The 23,391-nt window shown below is 72.8% G+C and carries 14 protein-coding genes; 10 read left to right on the top strand and 4 right to left on the bottom strand.

All coding sequences use genetic code 11. The features are described 5' to 3' along the window. Nucleotides 1-2 precede the first annotated feature (2 nt). From sufC to AWX74_RS01720, 8 genes are all read left to right on the top strand, one after another. Nucleotides 3-791 carry a Fe-S cluster assembly ATPase SufC gene (sufC, locus tag AWX74_RS01755; RefSeq protein WP_193209614.1) on the top strand — a complete coding sequence of 263 codons (789 nt, stop codon included), beginning with the start codon at nt 3-5 and terminating at the stop codon, nt 789-791. Beyond that, nucleotides 788-2,113, top strand: coding sequence for a cysteine desulfurase (locus AWX74_RS01750; RefSeq protein ID WP_091270812.1), 1,326 nt, complete (start codon nt 788-790; stop codon nt 2,111-2,113). Before sufC ends, AWX74_RS01750 begins: the two co-directional genes overlap by 4 nt. Continuing rightward, nucleotides 2,110-2,577 carry a Fe-S cluster assembly sulfur transfer protein SufU gene (gene sufU, locus AWX74_RS01745; protein WP_091270809.1) on the top strand — a complete coding sequence of 156 codons (468 nt, stop codon included), beginning with the start codon at nt 2,110-2,112 and terminating at the stop codon, nt 2,575-2,577. Before AWX74_RS01750 ends, sufU begins: the two co-directional genes overlap by 4 nt. Before the next feature lie 2 nt (nt 2,578-2,579). Beyond that, complete coding sequence (locus tag AWX74_RS01740) at nt 2,580-3,074, top strand: metal-sulfur cluster assembly factor (protein ID WP_091270806.1); 495 nt, start codon at nt 2,580-2,582, stop codon at nt 3,072-3,074. 224 nt (nt 3,075-3,298) lie between these two features. Further along, on the top strand, nt 3,299-4,537 hold the full coding sequence (gene glgC, locus AWX74_RS01735; RefSeq protein ID WP_054566960.1) for a glucose-1-phosphate adenylyltransferase: 1,239 nt from the start codon (nt 3,299-3,301) through the stop codon (nt 4,535-4,537). A gap of 128 nt (nt 4,538-4,665) precedes the next feature. After that, on the top strand, nt 4,666-5,856 hold the full coding sequence (gene glgA, locus AWX74_RS01730; protein WP_091270804.1) for a glycogen synthase: 1,191 nt from the start codon (nt 4,666-4,668) through the stop codon (nt 5,854-5,856). A 177-nt stretch (nt 5,857-6,033) separates the two neighbouring features. Continuing rightward, nucleotides 6,034-6,789: an ABC transporter ATP-binding protein gene (locus AWX74_RS01725; RefSeq protein ID WP_242666022.1), complete on the top strand. Its 756-nt coding sequence runs from the start codon at nt 6,034-6,036 to the stop codon at nt 6,787-6,789. Between the two features lie 11 nt (nt 6,790-6,800). Then, on the top strand, nt 6,801-9,323 hold the full coding sequence (locus tag AWX74_RS01720) for an ABC transporter permease (RefSeq protein ID WP_091270800.1): 2,523 nt from the start codon (nt 6,801-6,803) through the stop codon (nt 9,321-9,323). On the opposite strand, the gene AWX74_RS01715 is transcribed toward AWX74_RS01720, so the two are convergent. From AWX74_RS01715 to rfbB, 4 genes are all read right to left on the bottom strand, one after another. Continuing rightward, nucleotides 9,320-16,144, bottom strand: coding sequence for a type I polyketide synthase (locus tag AWX74_RS01715; RefSeq protein WP_091270798.1), 6,825 nt, complete (start codon nt 16,142-16,144; stop codon nt 9,320-9,322). The genes AWX74_RS01720 and AWX74_RS01715 overlap by 4 nt on opposite strands. Before the next feature lie 71 nt (nt 16,145-16,215). Further along, entirely contained in the window at nt 16,216-17,862 is a 1,647-nt protein-coding gene (locus AWX74_RS01710) for a PfaD family polyunsaturated fatty acid/polyketide biosynthesis protein (protein WP_242666021.1), read from the bottom strand. Between the two features lie 152 nt (nt 17,863-18,014). Further along, nucleotides 18,015-19,220 carry an SDR family oxidoreductase gene (locus tag AWX74_RS01705; RefSeq protein WP_091270794.1) on the bottom strand — a complete coding sequence of 402 codons (1,206 nt, stop codon included), beginning with the start codon at nt 19,218-19,220 and terminating at the stop codon, nt 18,015-18,017. A 272-nt stretch (nt 19,221-19,492) separates the two neighbouring features. Beyond that, entirely contained in the window at nt 19,493-20,497 is a 1,005-nt protein-coding gene (rfbB, locus tag AWX74_RS01700; protein ID WP_091270792.1) for a dTDP-glucose 4,6-dehydratase, read from the bottom strand. Between the two features lie 281 nt (nt 20,498-20,778). On the opposite strand from rfbB, the gene AWX74_RS01695 reads away from it, so the two are divergent. Both AWX74_RS01695 and AWX74_RS01690 read left to right on the top strand, forming a co-directional pair. Further along, nucleotides 20,779-22,392 (top strand): circularly permuted type 2 ATP-grasp protein, encoded by a 1,614-nt coding sequence (locus AWX74_RS01695; protein WP_091270791.1) that lies wholly within the window; start codon nt 20,779-20,781, stop codon nt 22,390-22,392. Beyond that, nucleotides 22,386-23,330, top strand: a complete 945-nt coding sequence (locus AWX74_RS01690) for an alpha-E domain-containing protein (RefSeq protein WP_054566967.1) — start codon at nt 22,386-22,388, stop codon at nt 23,328-23,330. Before AWX74_RS01695 ends, AWX74_RS01690 begins: the two co-directional genes overlap by 7 nt. Nucleotides 23,331-23,391 lie beyond the last annotated feature (61 nt).

Genomic DNA, 23,391 nt, shown 5'->3' with positions numbered 1-23,391 from the left:
CGGTGTCTGTTCTCGAGATCCGCAACCTGCACGTGTCGGTCGAGACCGACACGGACGGCCCGCGCGAGATCCTGCGCGGCGTCGACCTCACCGTCCGCAAGGGCGAGACCCACGCGATCATGGGGCCGAACGGCTCCGGCAAGTCCACGCTCTCCTACTCGATCGCCGGCCACCCGAAGTACACCGTCACCGAGGGCACCGTGACCCTCGACGGCGAGGACGTCCTGGCGATGTCCGTCGACGCGCGGGCGCGGGCCGGGATCTTCCTGGCGATGCAGTACCCGGTCGAGGTGCCCGGCGTCTCGGTGTCGAACTTCCTGCGCTCGTCGGCGACAGCGGTGCGCGGCGAGGCGCCGAAGCTGCGGCTGTGGGTCAAGGAGGTCAAGGAGGCGATGGCCGGGCTGGAGATGGACCCGGCGTTCGCCGAGCGCAGCGTCAACGAGGGCTTCTCCGGCGGTGAGAAGAAGCGCCACGAGATCCTGCAGATGGCGCTGCTCGCGCCGAAGATCGCCATCCTCGACGAGACCGACTCCGGCCTGGACGTCGACGCGCTGCGTATCGTCTCCGGTGGCATCGAGGCGGTGCGGGCCAAGGGGGAGACGGGCATCCTGCTCATCACCCACTACACCCGCATCCTGCGCTACGTGAAGCCCGAGTTCGTGCACGTCATGGCGGGCGGGCGGATCGTCGACGCGGGTGGCCCGGAGCTCGCGGCCAAGCTGGAGGAGTCCGGCTACGACAAGTACGTCAAGGCCACGGAGGTCATCGCGCAGCCGGCGGCGGTGTCATGACGATCATCGAGACCCGCCAGCCGGGCACCGTCGCGGCGAGCACTTTGGGCTTCGACGTCGAGCGGGTCCGTCGCGACTTCCCGATCCTGGCCCGGACCGTGCACGACGGGCTGCCGCTGGTCTACCTCGACAGCGCCGCGACGTCGCAGAAGCCGCTGGCCGTCCTCGACGCCGAGCGGGCCTACTACGAGCGGCACAACGCCAACGTCCACCGTGGCATCCACGTGCTCGCGGAAGAGGCCACCGCCCTATACGAGGACGCCCGGGACAAGATCGCCGCGTTCGTCGGGGCTCCCGACCGGCGCGAGATCGTGTTCACGAAGAACTCGTCCGAGGCGCTGAACCTCGTCGCCTACGCGATGAGCAACGCGGTGTCGGGTGGGGCGGAGGCGGAGCGGTTCCGTCTCGGCCCCGGCGACGAGGTCGTCATCACCGAGATGGAGCACCACTCCAACCTGGTGCCGTGGCAGATGCTGTGCGCGCGCACCGGCGCGACGCTGCGCTGGATCGGGCTGACCGAGGACGGCCGGCTGGACATCGCGCACCTCGACGAGGTGATCACCGAGCGGGCGAAGGTCGTCTCGTTCGTGCACCAGTCCAACATCCTGGGCACGGTGAACCCGGTCGCGAAGATCGTCGCCCGGGCCCGCGAGGTCGGTGCGCTCACCGTGCTCGACGGCTCGCAGTCGGTGCCGCACATGCCGATCGACGTCGTCGAGCTCGGGGTGGACTTCCTCGCCTTCACCGGGCACAAGATGTGCGGGCCCACCGGCATCGGTGTGCTGTGGGGCCGGCGCGAGCTGCTCGAGGTCATGCCCCCGTTCCTCGGCGGCGGCGAGATGATCGAGGTCGTCACCATGGAGGCCTCGACCTACGCGGCCCCGCCGCACCGCTTCGAGGCCGGCACGCCGATGATCTCCCAGGCGGTCGGGCTCGGCGCGGCGGTCGACTACCTGACCGGGCTCGGCATGGGCGCCATCGCCGCGCACGAGCACGAGGTCACCGCCTACGCCATCGACGCCCTGTCGGCCGTTCCGGGCCTGCGGATCATCGGCCCGCCGACGGCGCAGGACCGCGGTGGGGCGATCTCGTTCGTCCTGCGTGACTCCGACGACCGCCCGCTGCACCCGCACGACGTCGGTCAGATCCTCGACGAGCAGGGCATCGCCGTCCGGGTCGGGCACCACTGCGCCCGCCCGGTCTGCCTGCGCTACGGCGTGCCCGCGACGACCCGGGCGTCCTTCCACCTCTACTCGACGACCGCCGAGGTCGACGCCCTGGTGGAAGGCCTGGACCAGGTCAGGAGGTTCTTCCTGAGGTGAAGCTCGACTCGATGTACCAGGAGATCATCCTGGACCACTACCGCAACCCGCACCACCGTGGACTGCGCGACCCGTTCGACGCCGAGGTGCACCACGTCAACCCGACCTGTGGCGACGAGGTGACCCTGCGGGTCCGCGTCGCCGACGGTGTCGTGGCGGACGTCTCCTACGAGAGCGAGGGCTGCTCGATCAGCCAGGCCTCGGCCAGCGTGATGGCCGACCTGGTGATCGGGAAGTCGGTGGCGGCGGCGCTGGAGCTCGAGCGTGAGTTCCTGGCCCTGATGCAGTCGCGCGGCACCCAGGAAGGTGACGAGGACGTCCTGGAGGACGCGGTGGCGTTCTCGGGTGTGTCCAAGTACCCCGCCCGGGTGAAGTGCGCGCTGCTGTCCTGGATGGCCTGGAAGGATGCGACCGCTCAGGCCACCGGCGCCGCTCAGGCCACCGTCCCCGAGCAGGAGAAGTAACCATGAGTGATTCCGTCGCCACCGCCGAGGAGACCGTGGAAGCGGCGTCCGCGGCCGAGGCGTCCGCCAGCGAGGCGCCCGTGAGTGAGGCGCCTGCCAGCGAGGCGCCCGCGGCCGCCGAGTCGGTGCAGGCACCTGCGGCAGCGCAGGCCGCCGAGCGGGCCCTGGTCGTGGAGAAGGCGTCGTTCGACGACGTCGAGGAGGCCATGCGCGACGTCGTCGACCCCGAGCTGGGGATCAACGTCGTCGACCTCGGCCTCGTCTACGGCATCGACATCGCCGACGACAACACCGTCACCCTCGACATGACGCTGACCTCGGCGGCCTGCCCGCTGACCGACGTCATCGAGGACCAGACCCGTTCGGCCCTGGTCGACGGGCCCGACAACCTGGTCAACGACGTCCGGATCAACTGGGTCTGGATGCCGCCGTGGGGTCCGGACAAGATCACGGACGACGGTCGCGAGCAGTTGCGGGCGCTCGGCTTCAACGTCTGATCTCCCCGCCGGTGTGATCCAGCCGTCCTCCCGTCGATGACAGGGGACGGCTGGATCGGTTAACTCTTTTGACGTGTAGCTACTGGCGGCCTCGCGCCCTTGTAGGCTCCGGGATGACCGGAATTCGGCATAACCAGAGCACCTGTCCGGTTGCCGAACGGCCGGTCCCTGCCGGGTCGGATCCATCCCGGATCCGGGCGTACGAGGGGAAGCCGGGCCGAAAAATGCGCAGCCCGCGGGTGCTGGGTCTTGTTTTGGCAGGTGGCGCGGGGCGGCGGCTGGCGCCGTTGACCGCTGACCGGGCGAAGCCGGCTGTGCCTTTCGGTGGCATCTACCGTCTGGTCGACTTCGTGCTGTCGAACCTGGTCAACGCCGGGTATCTGCGCATCGCGGTGCTGACCCAGTACAAAAGCCACAGCCTGGACCGGCACATCACCACCACCTGGCGGATGAGCACCCTGCTCGGCAACTACGTGACCCCGGTGCCGGCGCAGCAGCGCCTCGGCCCGCAGTGGTACGCCGGCAGCGCCGACGCCATCCACCAGTCGCTCAACCTGGTCCACGACGAGTCACCCGACATCGTCGTCGTCTTCGGCGCCGATCACGTCTACCGGATGGACCCGCGCCAGATGGTCGCCCAGCATCTGGAGACCGGAGCCGGTGTCACCGTCGCGGGCCTGCGGGTTCCCCGCTCGGAGGGCAGCGAGTTCGGGGTGATCAGCACGGCGCCGGACGGGCTCACCGTCACCGAGTTCCTCGAGAAGCCGGCGAATCCGCCGGGGCTGCCGGGCAGCCCGGACGAGATCTTCGCCTCCATGGGCAACTACGTGTTCACCACCGACGTGCTGATCGACGTCCTGCGCGCCGACGCCGCGAACTCCGACAGCCTGCACGACATGGGCGGGAACATCGTCCCGATGCTGGTCGAGCGGGGCATGGCCGCGGTGTACGACTTCGCCTCCAACGAGGTGCCCGGAGCGCTCGCCCGTGATCGCGGCTACTGGCGCGACGTCGGCACGCTCGACTCCTACTACGAGGCGCACATGGATCTGTGCGCGCTCGACCCGGTGTTCAACCTGTACAACCGCGACTGGCCGATCTACACCAACGTCCCGCCCGTCCCGCCGGCGAAGTTCGTCCACGACGCGCCCGGGCGGGTGGGTGTCGCCATCGACAGCGTCGTCAGCAACGGTGTGATCGTGTCCGGTGGGACCGTGCGGCGCTCGGTGCTGTCACCCGGTGTCCGGGTGAACTCCTGGGCATCGGTGGAGAACGCGGTCGTGATGGACAACACGGTCATCGGCCGGCGCGCCGTGGTCCGGGACGCGATCCTCGACAAGAACGTCGTGGTACCTCCGGGTGCGAGTGTCGGGGTCGACAAGAAGCACGATCTGGATCGTGGCTACCAGGTCAGCGCGGGTGGCGTGACCGTCGTCGGTAAGGGCGTCACGATCGCCGACTGACCGGCGTCCGCCCCGCCGCCCTGTCGCCCCGCCGCCCTGTCGCCCCGGCGTCCTGTGGTCCTGTCGTCCTGTCGTCCTGTCGAAGAAACCTGCCATACCCGCAGAGCCTGCGGAGGATCGAGAAGCGGATGCGCGTCGCGCTGCTCACCCGGGAGTTCCCGCCGAACGTCTACGGCGGTGCCGGGGTACACGTCGAGTACCTCGCCCGCGAGCTGGCCCGGCTGGTGGAGCTGACCGTCCACTACGAGGGCGACCAGCTTCCGTCCGCCGCCGCTGACGGTGGCGGTGGCGGCGCGGCCGCGGTGCGGGCGCACCGGCCCTGGCCCGCCCTCGACGGGGCGAACGACGCGCTGCGGATCGCGTCGATGGACCTGTCGATGGCCGCGGCGGTCAACCGGGCCGGTGGCGCCGATGTCGTGCACTCCCACACCTGGTACACCAACCTCGCCGGGCACCTGATCTCGCTGGTCGAGGGCATCGGGCACGTGATGACCGCGCACTCGCTCGAACCGCGCCGGCCGTGGAAGGCCGAACAGCTCGGCGGCGGGTACGCGCTGTCGTCCTGGTGCGAGCGGGTCGCGATCGAGTCCGCGGCGGCCGTCGTGGCGGTCAGCGACGGCATGCGCACCGACATCCTCGACGCCTACCCCGCGGTCGAGCCGGCGCGGGTCCACGTCATCCGCAACGGCATCGACACCGACGAGTACGCCCCCGACCCGGGCACCGACGTCCTCGAACGGTACGGCGTGGACCCCGACCGCCCGTATGTCGTCTTCGTCGGCCGGATCACCCGGCAGAAGGGCCTGCCGGTCCTGCTGCGCGCCGCCGCGGCGATCGACCCGGCCGCCCAGCTGGTGCTCTGCGCCGGCGCCCCGGACACCGAGGACCTGCACCGCGAGGTCACCGAGCTGGTCGACGGCCTGCGCGCCAGCCGCGGCGGCGTGATCTGGCTGTCGGGGATGCTCGCCAAGCCCGAGGTCATCCAGCTGCTCTCGCACGCCACCGTGTTCGTCTGCCCGTCGGTCTACGAGCCGCTGGGCATCGTCAACCTGGAGGCGATGGCCTGCGCCACCGCGGTGGTCGCCTCCCGGGTTGGCGGCATCCCGGAGGTCGTCGCGGACGGTTCGACGGGCCTGCTCGTCCCGCCGGATGACCCCGCGGCGCTGGCGGGAGCCGTCAACGAGGTGCTCGCGGACCCCGCCCGCGCCGCCGCGATGGGCCGGGCGGGCCGGGAGCGGGCCGTCGCCGAGTTCGGCTGGGCCGCGGTGGCCGAGCGGACCGCCCGCCTCTACGCCGAGGTCGCGGCCCGACCCGGCTGAGCCCACGGTCCGACCCGGCTGAGCCGCGGCCTGACCCGGCTGGGACGACAGCCGGCCGTCACACCCGAACATCGACTACCCTGCGTGACGTAAAGTCTGCTAGCTGTGAGTGGTTCGCAGGCTGGCGATGGGGGGCCGGTGCGCTGGAACGGTGGCGACGCTGATCACCCGGATTCCGTGGATTCTGCGGATCACGCGGACATCCCCGGGAGTGGCACGTCCGGCGCCCGGCTGGCGCTGGACGGGGTCGGCCGGCGCTACGGGGCCGGTGAGTCGGCGGTCACCGCGCTGTCCGGGGTGAGCCTGCGGGTGGAGGGCGCCGCCTTCATCGTCATCCTCGGTCCGTCGGGCTGTGGGAAGACGACACTGCTCAACCTTGTCGGCGCCCTCGACACCCCCACCTGCGGCACGGTGACGCTGGACGGGGCCGACCTGGCCGGTGCCTCCCGCCGCCGCCGCCGCGAGGTCCGGCGCCGGACCGTGAGCTTCGTGTTCCAGTCGTTCAACCTGTTCCCGGCGCTGACCGCGGGGGAGAACGTACGCTTCGGCGCCGACGCGGCCGGTCGCGGCCAGGCCCGGGAGACCACCGAGCGGCTGCTGGCCGAGGTGGGCCTGGGCCATCGGGCCGACCATTTCCCCCACCAGCTCTCCGGCGGTGAGCAGCAGCGGGTGGCCATCGCGCGCGCCCTGGCGACCGGCAACCCGATCCTGCTCGCCGACGAGCCCACCGGTGAGCTGGACTTCGGTACCGGTGTGCAGATCCTCGCCCTGCTGCGAGCACAGGCCGACGCGGGCCGCACGGTCCTGGTGGTCACCCACAACCGGGAGATCGCCCGGGTCGCCGACCGGGTGGTCGAACTGTCCAGCGGCCACGTCGTGGCGGACGGCCCGCCGCCCGACGGGTCCATCCCCGTGTCCGATCTGCGCTGGTAGGCGGGCCTGCCGTGGGGGTCGGATCGACGGGGGAGCGGTCGGCGGCGAACCGGTCGGCAGCGGTCGGGTCGGTGGCGCTGTGGCTGCGCTGGTCGTGGCGGGACCTGCGCCAGCGCTGGCTGCTGGTGCTCGCGCTGGCCGTCACGATCGGTCTCGGCACCGGCCTGTACGCCGGGCTGTCCAGCTCCTCGCAGTGGCGGCGGCAGTCCTACGACGCCAGCTTCGCCCAGCTCCACGTCCACGACCTGCGCGCGCACCTGAACGCCGGGAGCACGGTCGAGCAGGGCCGGCTCGCCGGTCTCGTCCGCTCCCTGCCGAGCGCGCCGGATGTGGCCGGCGTCGTCGAGCGGCTGATCTTCCCGGCCGAGGTCGAGGTGACCGCCGGCGACCGGGACGTCCTCGCGCGCGGCGAGGTCGTCGGGAGCGATCTGACCGCGTCACCGCCGGTCGACTCCGTGGCGGTCGAGGTCGGCCACGGGCTCGGCGCGTCCGCGAGCGGCGTGTCCGCGCCCGGGCGGCCCGTCGGCGTGCTGGATCGCACGTTCGGCCACGCGAACCACCTGCCGGCGAGCGGAACTGTCCAGATCAGCGGCGGGGCCGAGGTCACCTACGTCGGGCAGGGTCAGTCGCCCGAGTCCTTCGTCCTGCCGGGGGATCAGCCGGGTCTGATCACCCAGACCGGGTTCGCCGCGCTGTTCACCTCGCTCCCGACCGCGCAGCGCCTGGCTGGCCTGCCTGGCCGGGTCAACGACGTGGTGCTCACCGTCCGTCCGGGCACCGATGTCGACACCGTGCGGGTGGAACTGTCCGGCGCGCTGGCCGCGACATTCCCGGACGTAAGCACCACCGTCACGGACCGGGGCGAACTGGCGTCCTACCGACTGCTCTACGACGCGATCGACAGTGACCAGCGCCTGTGGGATGTGCTGGCTGTCCTCGTGCTGGCCGGTGCGGTCTTCGCCGCGTTCAACCTGGTCGGCCGGGCGGTCGACGCCCAGCGCCGGGAGATCGGCATCGCGATGGCACTTGGCGTGCGTCCCGGCCTGCTCGCGCTGCGGCCGTTGCTGCTGGGCGTGCAGGTGGCCGTGCTCGGCGTCGTCGCCGGCATCGGCGTCGGGCTCCTGGTCGCCGCCGCCATGGGTTCGCTGATGCGCGACATCGGCCCGCTGCCCTACTGGCATACCGACTTCCAGGCCTCGATCTTCGCCCGAGCCGCGGTGATCGGGCTGGTGCTCCCACTGCTGGCCGCCGTCGGGCCGGTCCTGCGGGTGGTGCGCTCGGAGCCGGTCGAGGCGATCCGGGTCACGGCGGTCGCCGCGCGCTCCAGCTCACTGGTGCGGGCCGCGCGGCGGCTGCCGTCACCCGGCGGGAGCATTCGGCGGATGCCGGTGCGCAACCTGGCCCGAACCCCGCGCCGGACGCTGCTGACCGCCCTGGGCATCGCGGCGGCCATCACCGCCCTTGTCGTGTTCACCGGTCAGCTCGACACGTTCACCGGGACGACCGATCGCGCCGAGGCGGAGCTGACCACCGGCGCCCGGGACCGCCTACGCGTGACGCTGCCCGCGGTGGAGCCGGTGGACGGGCCGACCGTCGCCGCCGTCCGCCGCCTGCCCGCGGTCGCGGAGGTCGACACCGGCCTGGCACTGCCGGGACAACTGCTGCCCGCGGGTGCCGGCGCCGCGCCCGGAGCTGGTGACGGCGTGAATGTGATCACCTACGTCTTCGCCTACCACGACGCGATGTGGACCCCGCGGGTGACCAAGGGCGCTGCGACCGGTGGTCTGCTCATCGCGCAGAAGGCCGCGGAGGACCTGGGCGTCGAGCCCGGGGACACGTTGACACTGCGCCATCCGACCCGGGTGGGCGGCGGGCTGCGGTCCGTCGACACACCGGTGCGGGTGGCCGGCATCCACGCCTTCCCGGTGCGCTCGGTGGTGTTCCTCGACAGCGGGTCTGCCGGCGCGTTCAACCTCGCCGGCGAGACGAACTCGCTGATGGTCCGGCCCGCGCCCGGCTACGACGAGACGGCGGCGACGAGGGCGATCCTCACCGTCCCCGGCGCCGGCGCCGTCGTGCCGGCCACGGCGAGCATCGAGGAGATCCGCTCCCTGCTGCGCAACTTCGTCGGCATCCTGCGGATCGCCGAGCTCGTGGTGCTCCTGCTCGCCCTGCTCATCGCCTACAACGCGATGACCATCGCGATGGAGGAACGCCGCCGCGAACACGCGACCATGCTGGCGTTCGGCCTGCCGGCGCGCACCGTGCTCGGCCTGACCGTGGCCGAGAGCGCCCTCATCGGCCTGCTCGGGACGCTGCTCGGCCTGCTCGCCGGCTACTGGGCGCTTCGGTACACGGTCGAGGTGCTGGTCGCCGAGACCCTGCCCGACCTCGGGATCCCGGCGACCCTGTCCGCGCGGACGGTGGCCACCAGCCTGCTGCTCGGGGTGCTGACGGTGGCGGCAGCCCCCCTGCTGGCCGCGCGGCGTGTGCGCCGGATGGACGTCCCGGCCGCGCTGCGCGTCGTCGACTAGACCCGCGGGCGGACCCCCTGGGCGGTTTTCACCCGGTCGGGCCGCAGGACCAGTTCCACGCCGATCAGCTCGATCCGGGCGGCACCGTCGTCGTCGACGACCGCGACATCGCAGAAGGTGACGCTGTCGCCGTTCATCCCCGCCGCCAGCACGACCGCGCGGGCCGGCCGGGTCAGCAGGCCGGGCTGGTGGATGCGGCACTCCCGGACGGCCACCGGCAGGGCGCCGCCGAGCACCCGCCAGGCCCAGACACCGGCGAGCTGCATCCCGCCGTCCAAGGCCGCGACGTCGAGATACCAGTCGGCGCCGCCGCCCCAGTCCAGCGCGTCGACCCCGACGACGACGGCCTCGGCGCCCTGTTCGGACATGGCCGTCATCTCGGTGATGGCCTGGAAACGGGGGCCGTGGAAGAGGGCGTCCTGGGCGTAGATGCGGGTCTGGTCCTGATCCGGGCCGCCGGGGATCAGCCCGTCCGGAGTCGGCCAGGAACCGTCGGTGGAGCCGGCCGCCCCGGCCGCCCCGGACGGCCCGGACGGCCCGCGTCCGCGGTCGGGCTGGCGGGTCAGCCGCGCGGAGTACCGGGGCGCGCCGTCATCGCCGTACAGCCGTAGGACCAGCTCCGGCGGGCCGGGCGTGCCCGCCCGCTCGGGTGCGCCGGCCGCGTCGGCTGTGTCGGCGCGGACAAGCAGGTGGTGGCCCTGGTCGGCCAGGTGGGGGAGCGAGGCCTTGCGCAGCACCCGCAGGTCCCGCAGGAGCAGGCCGGACTCGACGTCGCGGGTGCTGGCCCGTGCCCCCCGCGCCAGCCAGTCGAGGGCCAGCGCCAGCGGCGCCACCGCCGTGCCGGCCGGGCTGTGGTCCGAAAGCCAGGAATGGGTCTGCCGGCGCACGGTGACCTGCCCCAGCAGCCCGGCCCTCGCCCAGCTGTCACCGTCGGCCTTGTCGTCGGACCGGTCGAGGCCGTCCAGATGATCAACGCTGGTGGCGTTCGGGCCCGACGCGGCGATCATGATCCGGGGATCCGGCCGGTGCCGGGCGATCTCGTCGGCGAAGGCGGCGGCGCCCCGGGCGACCGGGATGGCCGCGACACCGGCCTGGGCGAACACGCCGGCGAGCAGCGGGTCGACCATGCCCCCGGCCCACGGCCCCCAGGCGATCGACCGGACCACCCGATCGCCGCGATCGTCCGCCCGATCACCCGACTGATCGTCCGCCCGGCCGTCGCCGGGGCGCGCGGCATCCCCGCCCGCCGCGAGCACCGAGGCCACCTGATCCACAGTGGCGTTGGCCATCGCGTAGTCGCACTGGCCGGCGTTCCCGAACCAGCCGGTCACCGAGGAGAACAGGCAGATCAGGTCGAGTGGGTCGTCACGCAGCTGGGTGAGCATGGTCAGCAGGCCACCGGCCTTCGTGGCGAGCACCCGGTGGAACGCCTCGTCCGACTTGTCGGGGATGAGCTTGTCCGCGAGTGTTCCGGCGCCGTGGACGAACGCGGTCACCGGCCCCCACTCCCGCCGGACCTCGCCGAGCGCCGCCGACACCGCGTCGGCGTCGCGTACGTCGGCGACCAGGTAGCGGGCCGGGACGCCGAGCTCCGCCAGCGCGGCGAGGGTGGCACGCACCTCGCGGACAGCGAGCACCTCGCGCGCCTCGGCGCGGATCCGCGCCGGTCCCACCTCCGGACCGCGCTGGGACGCCAACAACTGGATCAGCCCGGCCTCGTCCGTCGCCGCCGCCAGGCCCGCCGGCTCGTCCGCCAGCCTGGTGCGACCCAGCAGCGCCAGCCGCGGGCGGTAGCGCCGCGCCAGTTCCAGCATGGCGGCGGCGGTGATCCCGCGAGCCCCGCCGGTGGCGACCACCACCGAGTCGGGGCCGAGGCGCAGCCCCGCCTGCGGGCTCTCCCCGGTCCGGTCTGCCCCGGACGTCGCGAGCGGGGCCGGCACGGTGCGAGCGGCGACACGGGTGCCGCCGGCCGACAGCCCGACATCCCGTTCGGCGCCGCCCCAGAGCACCTCCTGCGCGATGGCGGCGGCCACCTGGCCGGCGTCCCGCCCACCCCGCTCACAGTCGATGGCCTTCACCGACGTCTCCGGCCACTCGGTGCCCGCGGCGCGGGCCAACGCGGCCAGACCGCCGAGCCAGGCCCGGTCGCCGTGGCGGCCGGACAGCCCGAAGTCGCCACCGGTGTCCTGGACGGTCACGAGGACGCCGGCGCGGGCCACGGCGGTGGCGGCGGCCGCGCGCACCCAGCGGAAGGACTCCTCCTGAACCGCCAGGGCCGCCACCGCTGCCGGCTGCGCCGGCTGGGTGGCGCCGAGCTCGGCCAGCGCGCCGAGCAGGATCAGGCCACCGGTCTCGGCGGGCAGTATGCCGTCCGGGGACAGCTCACCGCCCGGGGGCGACGTGCCGTCCGGCTTCGGCTGGTCACCGCCCCGGACCGTCACGTCGAGGCCGGCCGCCCGCAGCCGGTCCGCCAGCGGTGCGGCCACCCCGCTCCCGCCGTCGACGATCACCAGGGGTCCCAGGCCCAGCCCAGGCAGCGCCAGTCCGGGAGCCGGTGCCCGGACGAGGGCCTCGACCGAGGCGGTCAGCCCGGCCGCGTCGTCGGATCCGCCTCCGCCCTGACCGGTTGGCGCGCCGCCTCGAAAGGGGGCCTCACCCCCGGCGGCCGGTGCGGCCGGGTCGTCGGGGGCCGGCTGCTGCCCGTTCGGCTGCCCCACCTGGATGTTCTGGTCGCCGGTCGCCTCGTTCGTCGTCGGGCCGGTACCGGCCGCGGCTCCGGCTTCGCCCCCGGCAGCCTCGTCGATGTGCCGGCGGATCAGCTCCACCACGTCGCGCAGTGTCCGGGCCGCGCCCAGCTCGGCGATGTTGTCGCCCTCGCTCATGTCGAGCACCGCGTCGCCCGCGTGCTGGCGCAGCGCGGACAGGATCTCGATCTTCTTCAGCGAGTCGATGCCGAGGTCGTTCTCCATCTCCATGTCCAGCGAGAGCACCGAGACCGGATAACCGGTGCGCTCGGCCACGGTGTCGATCAGCAGCCGTGCGATCTCCTCGGGATCCGGTGCGGCCATGGGCGGCGTGGCCTCGCTGGTCTCCGGCGGCTGCACCGCCACATCCGGTGCCGCGCTCGTCGGGGTGCCGGAGGGCGCGCTGACGGGCGCGGGGCTGGGTGCTTCCTGGGCAGGGGCGGCCGGCCCCGGGGCTACCTGGGCGGGGGCCGCGACGGGTGCCGCGATGGGGGCAGGGACAGGGGCGGGGGCGAGCGGTGCCGGCGGGCTGGACGCAGCCTCGGTGTACAGGACGTCCCCGGCGCCCGCTTCGTCCTGCCCGGCGAGCAGCCAGGTGAAGGCAGTGCCCGACATGCGCAGGAACTCCAGGTGTGCCTCGGTCATGAGCTGCGCGAAGGCGGTGTGCGCCTCCGTGGTCCGCCGGTGTACGTCGACGAGTGCGGCCGACCAGGCCGATCCCGACATGTCGATCGCCCCCGGCGCCGGCGTCGCCCTGGGCACCGCCATGGGCTCAGACGTCGAAACGGGCTCCGGTAGCGGCATCGCGTCCGGCGGTGCCATGGCCTCCGGCGGTGCCATCGGCTCCGGAGACGCCATGGTCGCGGGCGGTGCCGTGCTCACGGGCGGTGCCGTTGTCTCGGGCGGTGCCATCGCCTCCGGAGACGCCGTGGTCTGTCGCGGTGCCGTGGCCTGCGGCGATGGCGTCGGTTCCGCCGGGGTGGGGGACGGCCGCGGCGGCGTGACCGGTGCCGGCGAGGACAGGCCGCGCGTCGGATAGTGCCCGTTACCGGTCCCGTTCGATGGCACCGTGACAGAGCCGGCGGCGACCTGCGCCTCGCGTGACCCGGTCGACATGCCCAGATGCCCGTAGTTCGCTCCGTCGATCTCCATCGTCATCACCGGCCTCCGGGTCGGCGTCGCGGGTCGCGGTGCGTCCGTGACCAGACGCAGGTCGAGGGGCACGCCGTGCACGGCCAGCAGGCCCAGCGCGGACTGGAGCGACGCGTCACCGTCCTGCCCGGGGCGGTCCAGGCTGACGGCGACGTGCTCACGGCCATCGAGGATCTGCCCGACCAGCCCGGTCAGCGTGGAACCGGGGCCGACCTCGACGAACACCCGCGCCCCGGACGTGTACAGGGCCTCGATCTCGTCGAGGAACAGCACGGGCGAGGTGAGCTGCTCGGCGATCCGGTCGCGGATCAGCTCCGGGTCGTCGGGGTGCGGCCTTCCGTCGAGCCCGGCGTGCACCGGAATCCGCGGCGGGCGCATCGGCACGTCGTCGAGGAACCGTCGCAGCGGATCGCGGGCCGCGCGGACCAGCGGGCAGTGGAAGGCCGTGGCCGTGTCCAGCCAACGGGTGGTGACGCCGTCGGCGGCGAGCCGTTCGCGCATGGCCTCCAGGCACTCGCCGGAGCCGGAGAGGACGACCTGGCGGGGAGCGTTGTGGTTCGTCAGCCACACCTCGGAGAGCCTGGCCCCGTCGATCACGGAGATCACGTCGTCGCGCGCGGCCGACACGGCGAGCATCCGGCCCGGTGTCGTGGCGATGGTCCGGCGCATCAGCTCACCGCGGAAGTGGGCGAGCCGGATGAGCTGGTCCGCGTCGAAGACCCCGGCCGCGTGCAGGGCGGTGAGCTCACCGAAGCTGTGCCCGGCCACCGCGGCCGGCTCGACGCCGTAGGACGCCAGCACCGCGAGCAGGGCCAGGGAGTGGGCGGCGATGGCGGGCTGCGCGGCCGCGGTCAGCGCGTCCCGGTGCGCCGCGCGTTCGGCGGTGGTGAACGCCGGCGGCGGGAAGACGACCCGCCGCAGCGTGTCCGAGCCGTTCGCCGCGCTGCCGCCGGCCGCGCTGCCGTTCGCGGGGCCGCCGTTCGCCGGTTCGCCGATCTTCAGGTCGCCGAACCGGTCCCAGACCGCCTTCGCGGCCGGGTAGCGCACGGCCACGTCCACGCCCATCCCGCTGAACTGGCTGCCCTGGCCGGGGAAGAGGAAGACCGGCCGCGCGGATGGTGGCGCGCCGGCCGCGTAGTGCACGCCCCGCGGGTTGGTGAAGGACTGCCCTGGCCGCTGGGCGATCAGGTTCGCCGCCTGGTCGAGTGCGTCGGTGAGGCACTCGGTGGTGTTCGCGACCACCGCGAGCCGGGCGGGGTGGCGAGGGTCGAAGTCGGCGGCACGCTCGCGGGCGACCTCGGCTGGCGGGCGCGCCTCAACCGCGCGGACGGCCCGCAGGAGATCCTCCGGGGATTCGGCGGAGAACAGGATCAGCTCGCTGCCGGGACCGGGCCAGGACCGATGCGTGGACGTCGACACCGTGAAACGGGGCGACGCGGCGGAACGGGACGACGCGGCGGAACGGGACGACTCGGTGGAACGGAACGACGCGGGCGCGTCGCCATCCGGCCGGTCGACCGGATCCGGGGCCTCCTCGACCGCGATGTGGAAGTTGATGCCGCCGAAGCCGAAGCTCGACACCGAGCCACGGCGCGGATAGGCGGCTGTGCGCAGCCACGGCCGGCTGACCGTGTTCAGGTAGAACGGCCCGGACTCGAGATCGAGGTCGGCGTTCGGCTCGCCGACCTTGATGGTCGGGGGGAGCACCCGGTGGTGCAGGGCGAGCACGACCTTGAGCAGGCCGGCCGCTCCGGCCGCCGACTTCGTGTGCCCGATCTGCGACTTCACCGACCCCAGCGCGCACCAGCGCCGATCGGGACGCCCGCTCTCCCCGAACACCTCGGACAGCGCGTTCACCTCGATCCGATCTCCGACCGGTGTGCCCGTACCGTGTGCCTCGACCAGCTCGACCGTGTCCGGCCCGTACCCGGCGTCGGCGTAGGCGGCCCGCACCGCGCGGACCTGGCCGCCGATCGCCGGCGCGTAGATCGCCTGGCCCTGGCCGTCGGACGACGACCCGATGCCCCGGATGACCGCGTAGATCCGGTCACCGTCACTTTGCGCGTCGGCGAGCCGCTTGAGCGCGACCATGCCGACCCCTTCGCCGAGCAGCGTCCCGTCCGCCGCGGCGGAGAAGGGCCGGCAGTCCTCGGACGGGGACAGCGCCGGTGTCTTGGAGAAGCTGACGAAGGTGGTCGGGTTGTTCAGCGCGTCCACCCCACCGGCGATGATCATGTCGGCGCGGCCCAGGACCAGCTCGTTCACGCCGGCGGAGACGGCCGCCAGCGAACTCGCGCAGGCCGCGTCGACGGTGTAGTTCACCGCGTGCAGGTCAAGCTTGTTCGCGACCCGGCCCGCGACGATGTTGCCCAGACCGCCCGGCAGGGTGGCCTCCTGCCACTGCGGATAGTCCCGGAGCATGCGCTGGCAGATCCGCTCCGCCTCCTCGGGCGGGTAGCCCAGCTCGCGCAGGGTCCGCAGCCAGGTGGGCCGGCCCAGCCGGGTGGAGACCTCGGTCAGCAGCTCCAGGTTCCCGCTGCCGAGGATGATCCCGATGCCGCTGCGGTCGGCGGAGTCGTACCGGTCGCCCAGGGCGTCGCGAAGGGTCTGGTCGGCCACCAGCAGCGCGAAGAGCTGGGCCGTGTCCGTCGCGGGGATGATGTTGGGCGGTATGCCGAACCGGGTCGGGTCGAAGGCCACAGTGGGCAGGAAGGACCCGCGACGGACGTAGGTCTTGTCCGGCGTGGTCGGGTCCGGGTCGTAGTAGTCGTCGACCAGCCAGTGGGACGGCGGGACCGTCGTGATCAGGTCCTCACCGCGGATGATCGAGGTCCAGAAGCCCGCGGCGTCGGTCGATCCCGGCATGATGGCCCCGACGCCGACCACCGCGATCGGGGGCTGTGGGGCGCGTTCGGCGTCCGACATCTGGTCATCCTCCTTGTCCGCCGGCCTGTCGCCGTCTGTTCCGTTCCCACCGTCTGGTCGCGAACGTCGGCCTATCGCGGTTCGAGGGGGCGGGGGGCGAACCGCGCGACCGGCATCGGGAGCCCACAGGCACGCAGCTGCTGGAACCGGGTGTGCACGGCGGCGCCCTCGAGCAGGTTGAGCGCGATCTGGACGACGGACCGGTTGGCCGGATCGGCCAGATGGCTGCCGCGGACCCAGTCGTTGAAGGCACCCATCGCCGGCCCGCACCAGATCTGGTAGTCGGCGCGCCGGTCGGTGGCGCCGGCGAGCGCCCACCGCCCGGAGCTGCCCAGGTACCACCGGAACACCAGGGCCATCCGGTGTTTCGGATCGTGCGAGGCGCGGTCGAGCTGGCCGGGATCACGCTGCTGCCAGTAGTCGCGGGTGCGTGCCCACACGTCGTCGAACGTGGCGCCGAAGACGTCCCGCTCCAGCCTGGCCCGGGCCGGGCCGTCGATCGCCTCCAGCGACGGGTGCTGGCGATAGGCGTCGTAGAGCGCACCGGCCCTGGCCGCGTACATCGTGCCGCGGCGCAGCACCTGGACCTTCGCGCCGAGCTCGAACATGTCCGCCGCCGGGGCCATCGCCACGTCGGCGATGCCGGCCGACGCCAGCATCGCCTGCGCCGGCCCGGACTGCCCGGACTCGGCGCTCACCTGGTTCACCGACCCGGTGAGCACGTAGGCCGCGCCGAGCGCGAACGCCGCCGCGACCGCCTGGGGCGTGCCGAGCCCGCCGGCCGCGCCCACCCGGATCGGCTCGCGGTAGCCGAAACGCGCCACGACCTGGTCCCGGGTGGCCTGCACCGCGGGCAGCAGCACGCCCAGCGGGCGCCCGTCGGTATGCCCGCCGCTGTCGGCCTCGACGGTGATGTCCTGCGCGATCGGGATCCCGGCGGCCAGCTCCGCCTCCTCGGCGGTGATCTCACCGCGGGCGGCCAGCGTGCGCAGCACCGCCGCGGGTGCGGGCGACATGAACTGCTCGGCCACCTCCGGCCGGGAGATCTTGGCGAAGATCCGGCGGGCGCGAACCACCGTCCCGTCCGGGGCCCGCCGCAGCCCGTCCACGGCACAGCGGACCACGGCCGGTGTGATCGTCATGAACGCCGACGCGCAGATGCGGGGAACCGGGTGCCGCAGCAGGATCGCCGCGGTGGCCTCCTCCAGCGCCGGGATACCGGGCGAGTGCAGCAGGTTCACGCCCCAGTTCGACCGGTCGGCCAGATCCCGGGCCAGGGTGCGGACGGCGTCCTCGATCCGGTCGGGAGCCAGCCCGCCCGAGCCGAAGAACCCCAGCATCTGCGCCCGGGCCATCGCCGTGACCAGGCCGGTGGTGGCGATTCCGGTGGCCATCTCGCCGGCGATGTAAGGGAAGCGCACCTGGTGTGTCTCGGTGAACGAGCGGTCACCCAGCCATTCCGGGTACAGCGGCGGCAGCGTCGCGACGACCGTGGGCCCGGATCCACGTCCGGGACCGATCCGGCCGCCGACTCCGAGGCCGAGTCCGGTTCCGCGGCCGGGCACCGACAGCAGGTGCGCTGGCTCGCGTACCAGGCGTGCGGCCGCCGCCAGCTCCGGCCCGGTGAACGCGGCCGGCTGGGTCCCCGGCTGCCAGGTCGGCGGGCCGTACGAGGGCCGGCCGACCGGTGCGGCGCCGCGGATGTCGGGCCGCGCCACGCCGCGGGTCCCGAGCCGTGCCGCGCCGCGGGTCCCGACCGGGGCCGTGCCACGTGCGCCGACTCGCGCCGCGCCGGTCGTCGGTCGCCCGGTCGTCGGCCGTCCCGTCGTCGGCCGTCCCGTCGTCGGTCGTCCCGTCGTCGGTCGCCCGGTCATCGGGCGCCCTCCGGGGCGAGGGCGGCGCGCAGGCGCTCGGACAGCGCCTGGTCGAGATCCTGGTCCCCCAGGGCGTCGCGAGTCCTCGGGGCGGTCGCGGCGCCGATCGCGGACAGCAGGTAGTCCCGGTCGACCCGGGTGTCGGACGTCCGCTCACCCAGCGTGGTCCGCGCCCGGGTGTCGTCGAAGACGTGTCGATGTTCCAGGTACCTGGGGAACCCCGGGATTCGGTAGATCAGCTCCTCGATCGCGGTCGGATCCCGTGGGTAGTCGGCGACCAGCTGCATCCGCACCGCGAGCTGACTCTCCAGCAGCTCGCACAGGGTCGAGACCGGCAGGTTCTCGTCGTGCACGATGTGAAACGTGGCGACCCCGCGCGGGCGGACCCGCTGCGCGATCCGGACCATGTCCCGGGCGGCGTCCTCGACCGGCATCATGTTCCAGCTGGCACGGGGGTTACCCACGATGCGGATGGTCTGGACGCGGCCCGGGTCCCGCGGGCCGGTGCCGAGTCCCCGGTCGACGGCCAGCGCGGCGACGGTCACGATCGCCCGGGTGACGGCCGTCAGCGTCTGCTCGGGCAGGTCGGGGCGCGGCGGCTGGTCCGTGACGAGGATGCTCGGCCGGTACACGACGGCCGGGCGGCCGGTTGCGGCCGACCATTCGTGGACGAGCACCTCGGCGTCGTACTTCGTGTGCTCGTAGTCGGTCTCGAAGCCGTCCGCGGGCCGGGCGAGGTCATCCTCGTAGATGACCGGATCGGACCTGCGGCCCACCACGAACGCGGTGCTCACATGGTGGACGACCGGCCGGCGCGCGCCGGCGGCCGCCAGCTCCAGGACGTGCCGGGTGCCGTCGACGTTCACCCGCCGCAGGTCCGCGAGCTCGCCGCTGAGGCTGGTGGACGCGGCGGAGTGCCACAGGACGTCGATCTGGTCGGCCAGCTCCTCGAAGGCGGCCTCGGTCAGGCCCAGCCGCGGCCGTGCGACGTCGACGTCGACGATCCGGACCCGGCGCAGCAGCTCCTCGGTCCGGCGCGGTCCGGCGCCGGCGGCCGTCAGGAAACAGGAGAGCCGGTCGATCGCCGCCGTGGATCCGGTGTGGGCGAGCAGGATCAGCGAATCGTCATGATCGCGATCGAGCAGCGCCCGGACGAGACGGAGGCCGAGGAACCCGGTCGGGCCCGTTACCGCGGTTGCCATTGCGCATCACGCCCCTGACCAGCCGGGATACGGACGTGCCTCCCGGTGATCCGTGCGGGCGCGCAGCGGAATCCGTGCGCGGCCGAGGAAACGGGGCAGTTCCCCCCGACCCGGGATCAGAAGCCGGGAACACTCTTGCCGAGGGGGGATACCCGTTTGATAGGCCGGTAACAGTGTGGTCTCTCTTGGTGACCACGTGTTCGCGTCCGTTCGCCCGGCCGGTCTGGATCAGGCCCTGTGGACCAGGCCGGCCGGGCGGTTGGCCGCGATGCTCAGCTCTGCCAGGCGGTCTCCGTGACCGGGGAGCGCCCGATGAGGGGGCGCCACCAGGACTCGTTGTCGCGGTACCAGCCGATCGTCGCCTTCATCCCGTCCGCGAAGCTGATCCGGGGCTCCCACCCGAGCGCGGTGCGCAGCTTGCTGGAGTCGAGCAGGTAGCGGCGATCGTGGGAGGGGCGGTCGGGCACGATGGTCTTCAGCGACGCCGGCAGGCCCAGCTCGCCGAGGATCATGTCCGCGATGGTCTCGATGTCGGCCTCGATGCCGCTGCCGACGTGGTAGGTCTCGCCGACCGCGCCGCGTTCGAGTACCGCCTCGATGGCCCGGCAGTGGTCGATCACGTGCAGCCACTCGCGCCGGTTCTTCGTCGAGGCGTAGAGCGGCAGCGACTCGCCCTGCAGCGCCCGGGTCACGAACAGCGGGATGACCTTCTCCGGGAACTGGAAGGGCCCGTAGTTGTTCGAGCAGTTCGTGATCGTGATCGGCAGCCCGTAGGTGTACCCGTAGGCCCGTACGGCATGGTCCGAGCCGGCCTTGGCGGCGTTGTAGGGCGTCCGCGGCAGGTAGGGCGAGTCCTCGGTGAACGCGCCCGGGTCGTCGAGATCCATGTCGCCGTAGACCTCGCAGGTGGAGATCTGGTGGAAGCGCGCGACACCGACCGTGCGCGCCGCCTCCAGCAGCGCCTGCGTGCCCATCACGTTGGTCGAGAAGAAGTCCCCGGGACGGATGATCGCGAGGCTGTTGTGCGACTCGGCGGCGAAGTTCACGACGATGTCGACCCGGTGCTCACGCAGCAGGGACTCGATCCGGTCACGGTCGCGGATGTCGCCGTGGACAAAGGTGATCCCCACCTCGATGTCCGCGAGGTTCTCCCGGCAGCCGGCGTAGGTCAGCGCGTCGAGCGCGACCACGCGGTCGCCCGGGTGCGTGCCCAGCCAGTACCGGACGAAGTTGGACCCGATGAATCCGGCAGCTCCGGTCACCAGCAGAGTCGTCATCCGTTCGCCTTTCGCCGCGTCATTCGGTGCATCGTCGCATCGGTCGCAGGTACATACTCGCCTACGCCCGGCGTCGGCCGGCGGTGAGGCCCACCCCGCGTCGCCCGATGGCCGACGGGCGCTCGGCAGCCGGCACGCAGCCGGCACGCAGCCCGCGGTCAGCTGGTGGGCAGCCAGTGGGCAGGCGGCGGACCGGCACCGGAGCGTCGTGTGCTGAAGATCGTCTGACCAGCGACGATGCCGACATGCGGAGGTAACACGGAACCCCTACGCTGCAGCCCGTGGCCGACCTGTTCGAGGGGTATGCGGCGGAGGTCGTTGCGGCGGCTGCGTGGGACGAGGTCTTCGACCCGACCCACCGCCCCCGGGATGTGTACTCCGCCCTGCACGACGCGCTCCAGCCGCTGAGCAGCGCCGACCTTGCTGCCCGCAAGGTGGCGTTGGACCGGGCCTTCCGGGACGCCGGCATCACCTTCAACCTCTTCGGGGAGGAACGCCCGTTCCCCCTGGACCTGGTCCCCCGGCTGCTCTCCGGGGACGAGTGGGACGTCATCGAACGCGGTGTCGTGCAGCGGGTGCGCGCCCTGGAGGCGTTCCTCGCGGACGTCTACGGGCCCGCCGAGGTGCTCGCGGACGGCATCGTGCCCCGCCGGCTCGTGTTGTCGAGCTCGCACTTCCACCGCGCGGCGCACGGCGTCGACCCGCCGAACGGTGTCCGTGCCCACGTCAGCGGCATCGACCTCGTCCGCGACGAGAACGGGGACTTCCGGGTCCTCGAGGACAACGTCCGCGTCCCGTCCGGAGTGAGCTACGTCATCGAGAACCGGCGGGCGATGACCCGGGTCTTCCCGGAGCTGTTCGCGACGCACCGGGTGCGTCCGGTGGCCGACTACGCGACCCATCTGCTGCACGCCCTGCGTGCGGCGGCGCCGCCCGAGGTCGCCGACCCGACCGTGGTCGTGCTCACCCCCGGGGTCTACAACGCGGCCTACTTCGAGCACGCGCTGCTGGCCCGGCAGATGGGTGTCGAGCTGGTCGAGGGCCGGGACCTGTCGGTGCGCAACAACCGGGTCACGATGCGCACCACCGAGGGTGACCAGCCCGTGCACGTGATCTACCGGCGGGTCGACGACGACTGGCTCGACCCGCTGCACTTCCGCCCGGAGTCGATGGTCGGGTGCGCCGGCCTGCTGAACGTGGCCAGGGCCGGCAACGTGACGATCGCCAACGCGGTCGGCAACGGCGTCGCCGACGACAAGCTGATGTACACCTACGTCCCGGACCTCATCCGCTACTACCTGGGTGAGGAGCCGGTCCTGCGCAACATCGACACCTTCCGGCTCGAGGAGCCCGACCAGCGGGCGCACGTCCTGGACAACCTCGACGCGCTGGTGGTCAAGCCGGTGGACGGCTCCGGCGGCAAGGGAATCGTCATCGGGCCGCAGGCGACCGAGGCGGAGCTCGCCGAGCTGCGGGCCCGGGTGCTGGGCGACCCGCGCGGCTGGATCGCCCAGCCGGTCGTGAAGCTCTCCACCTCGCCGACGCTCGCCGGCGACCGGCTCGGCCCCCGGCACGTCGACCTGCGCCCGTTCGCCGTCAACGACGGGAACCGGATCTGGGTGCTGCCCGGCGGCCTGACCCGGGTCGCGCTGCCCCGCGGCAGCCTGGTCGTGAACTCCAGCCAGGGCGGGGGCTCCAAGGACACCTGGGTGCTCGCCCCGGAACGGCTCGGGCGGGAGACCGCGCCGCCGATCCGGCGTTCCGGGCCGTCCCCGTCGGTGGCGCCCGGGCCCGACCTCGGCCCGCACTCGTCCGACGAGCAGCAGCAACAGCAGTCCGAGCAGCAGAACCAGGCCCGGTCGAGCGTGATGGGGGAGGAGGCGCAGGCGTGCTGAGCCGCATCGCCGAGTCGCTGTTCTGGATCGGCCGCTACGCCGAACGGGCCGAGTGCACCTCGCGCATCCTCGACGTGCACGTCCACCGGGTGCTGGAGGACCCGTGGCTCGACGAGACGTCCGCCGGCGCCCAGCTGCTGGCGGTCATGGGCGTCGTCGACCGCACCGAACCCGCGGACTCACGGTACGTCACCGAGGTGCTCGCCTACGACGCCACGAACTCGTCGAGCATCCGAGGATCGCTGTCGGCGGCGCGGGAGAACGCGCGCGGTGCCCGTGTCGTGGTCTCCAGCGAGGTCTGGGAATGCCTGAACGCCACCTGGAACGAGCTGCCGCACACCGAGGAGCTCGCCCGCCGGATGGGGCCGAACGTCTACTTCCGCTACGTGCGGGATCGCACGGCGATGCTCGCCGGCCTGGTCGACGCCACCCTGGCCCGTGACGACGGATGGCGCTTCCTCGTGCTCGGCCGGAGCATCGAGCGGGTCGACATGACCGCCCGGCTGCTGTCGTCCAGCATCAGTGAGGACCCCAACTCGCAGAGCTGGATCAGCCTGCTGCGTTCCTGCGGTGCGCACGAGGCCTACCTGCGGACCTACCGGCGGGCCGTGGACGCGGCCCGGGTCTCGGAGTTCCTGCTGCTGGACCGGCTCTTCCCACGGTCCATCTACTGGTCGCTGGCGCTCGCCGAACAGATCCTGGGCGAGCTGGACACCGGTCGTGGGGTGGTGCGCGCGACCGTGGACGACGCCGCGCGCCGTAGCGTCGGGCGGGCCCGGACGGAGCTGGAGTTCCGCGGTATCGACGAGCTCGTCGCGGAGATGCCCGACCTGCTCGCGGCGCTGCAGCGGACCTGTTCGGCGGTGAGCGCGGCCGTGACGGCCCGCTACTTCGCCCGGGAGAGTCCGCATACCTGGGCCAGCGAGGTGCCGGCCTGACCGGGCCGACCGGGCCGACCGGTGTGCCGCGCTGTGGGGTCCGCGCTGTGCGATCACGGAT

Source organism: Parafrankia irregularis (assembly GCF_001536285.1).
Lineage (GTDB): Bacteria > Actinomycetota > Actinomycetes > Frankiales > Frankiaceae > Parafrankia > Parafrankia irregularis.
Note: the sequence above shows the minus strand (reverse complement) of the source record. Positions and strands in the feature narration are given on the sequence as shown.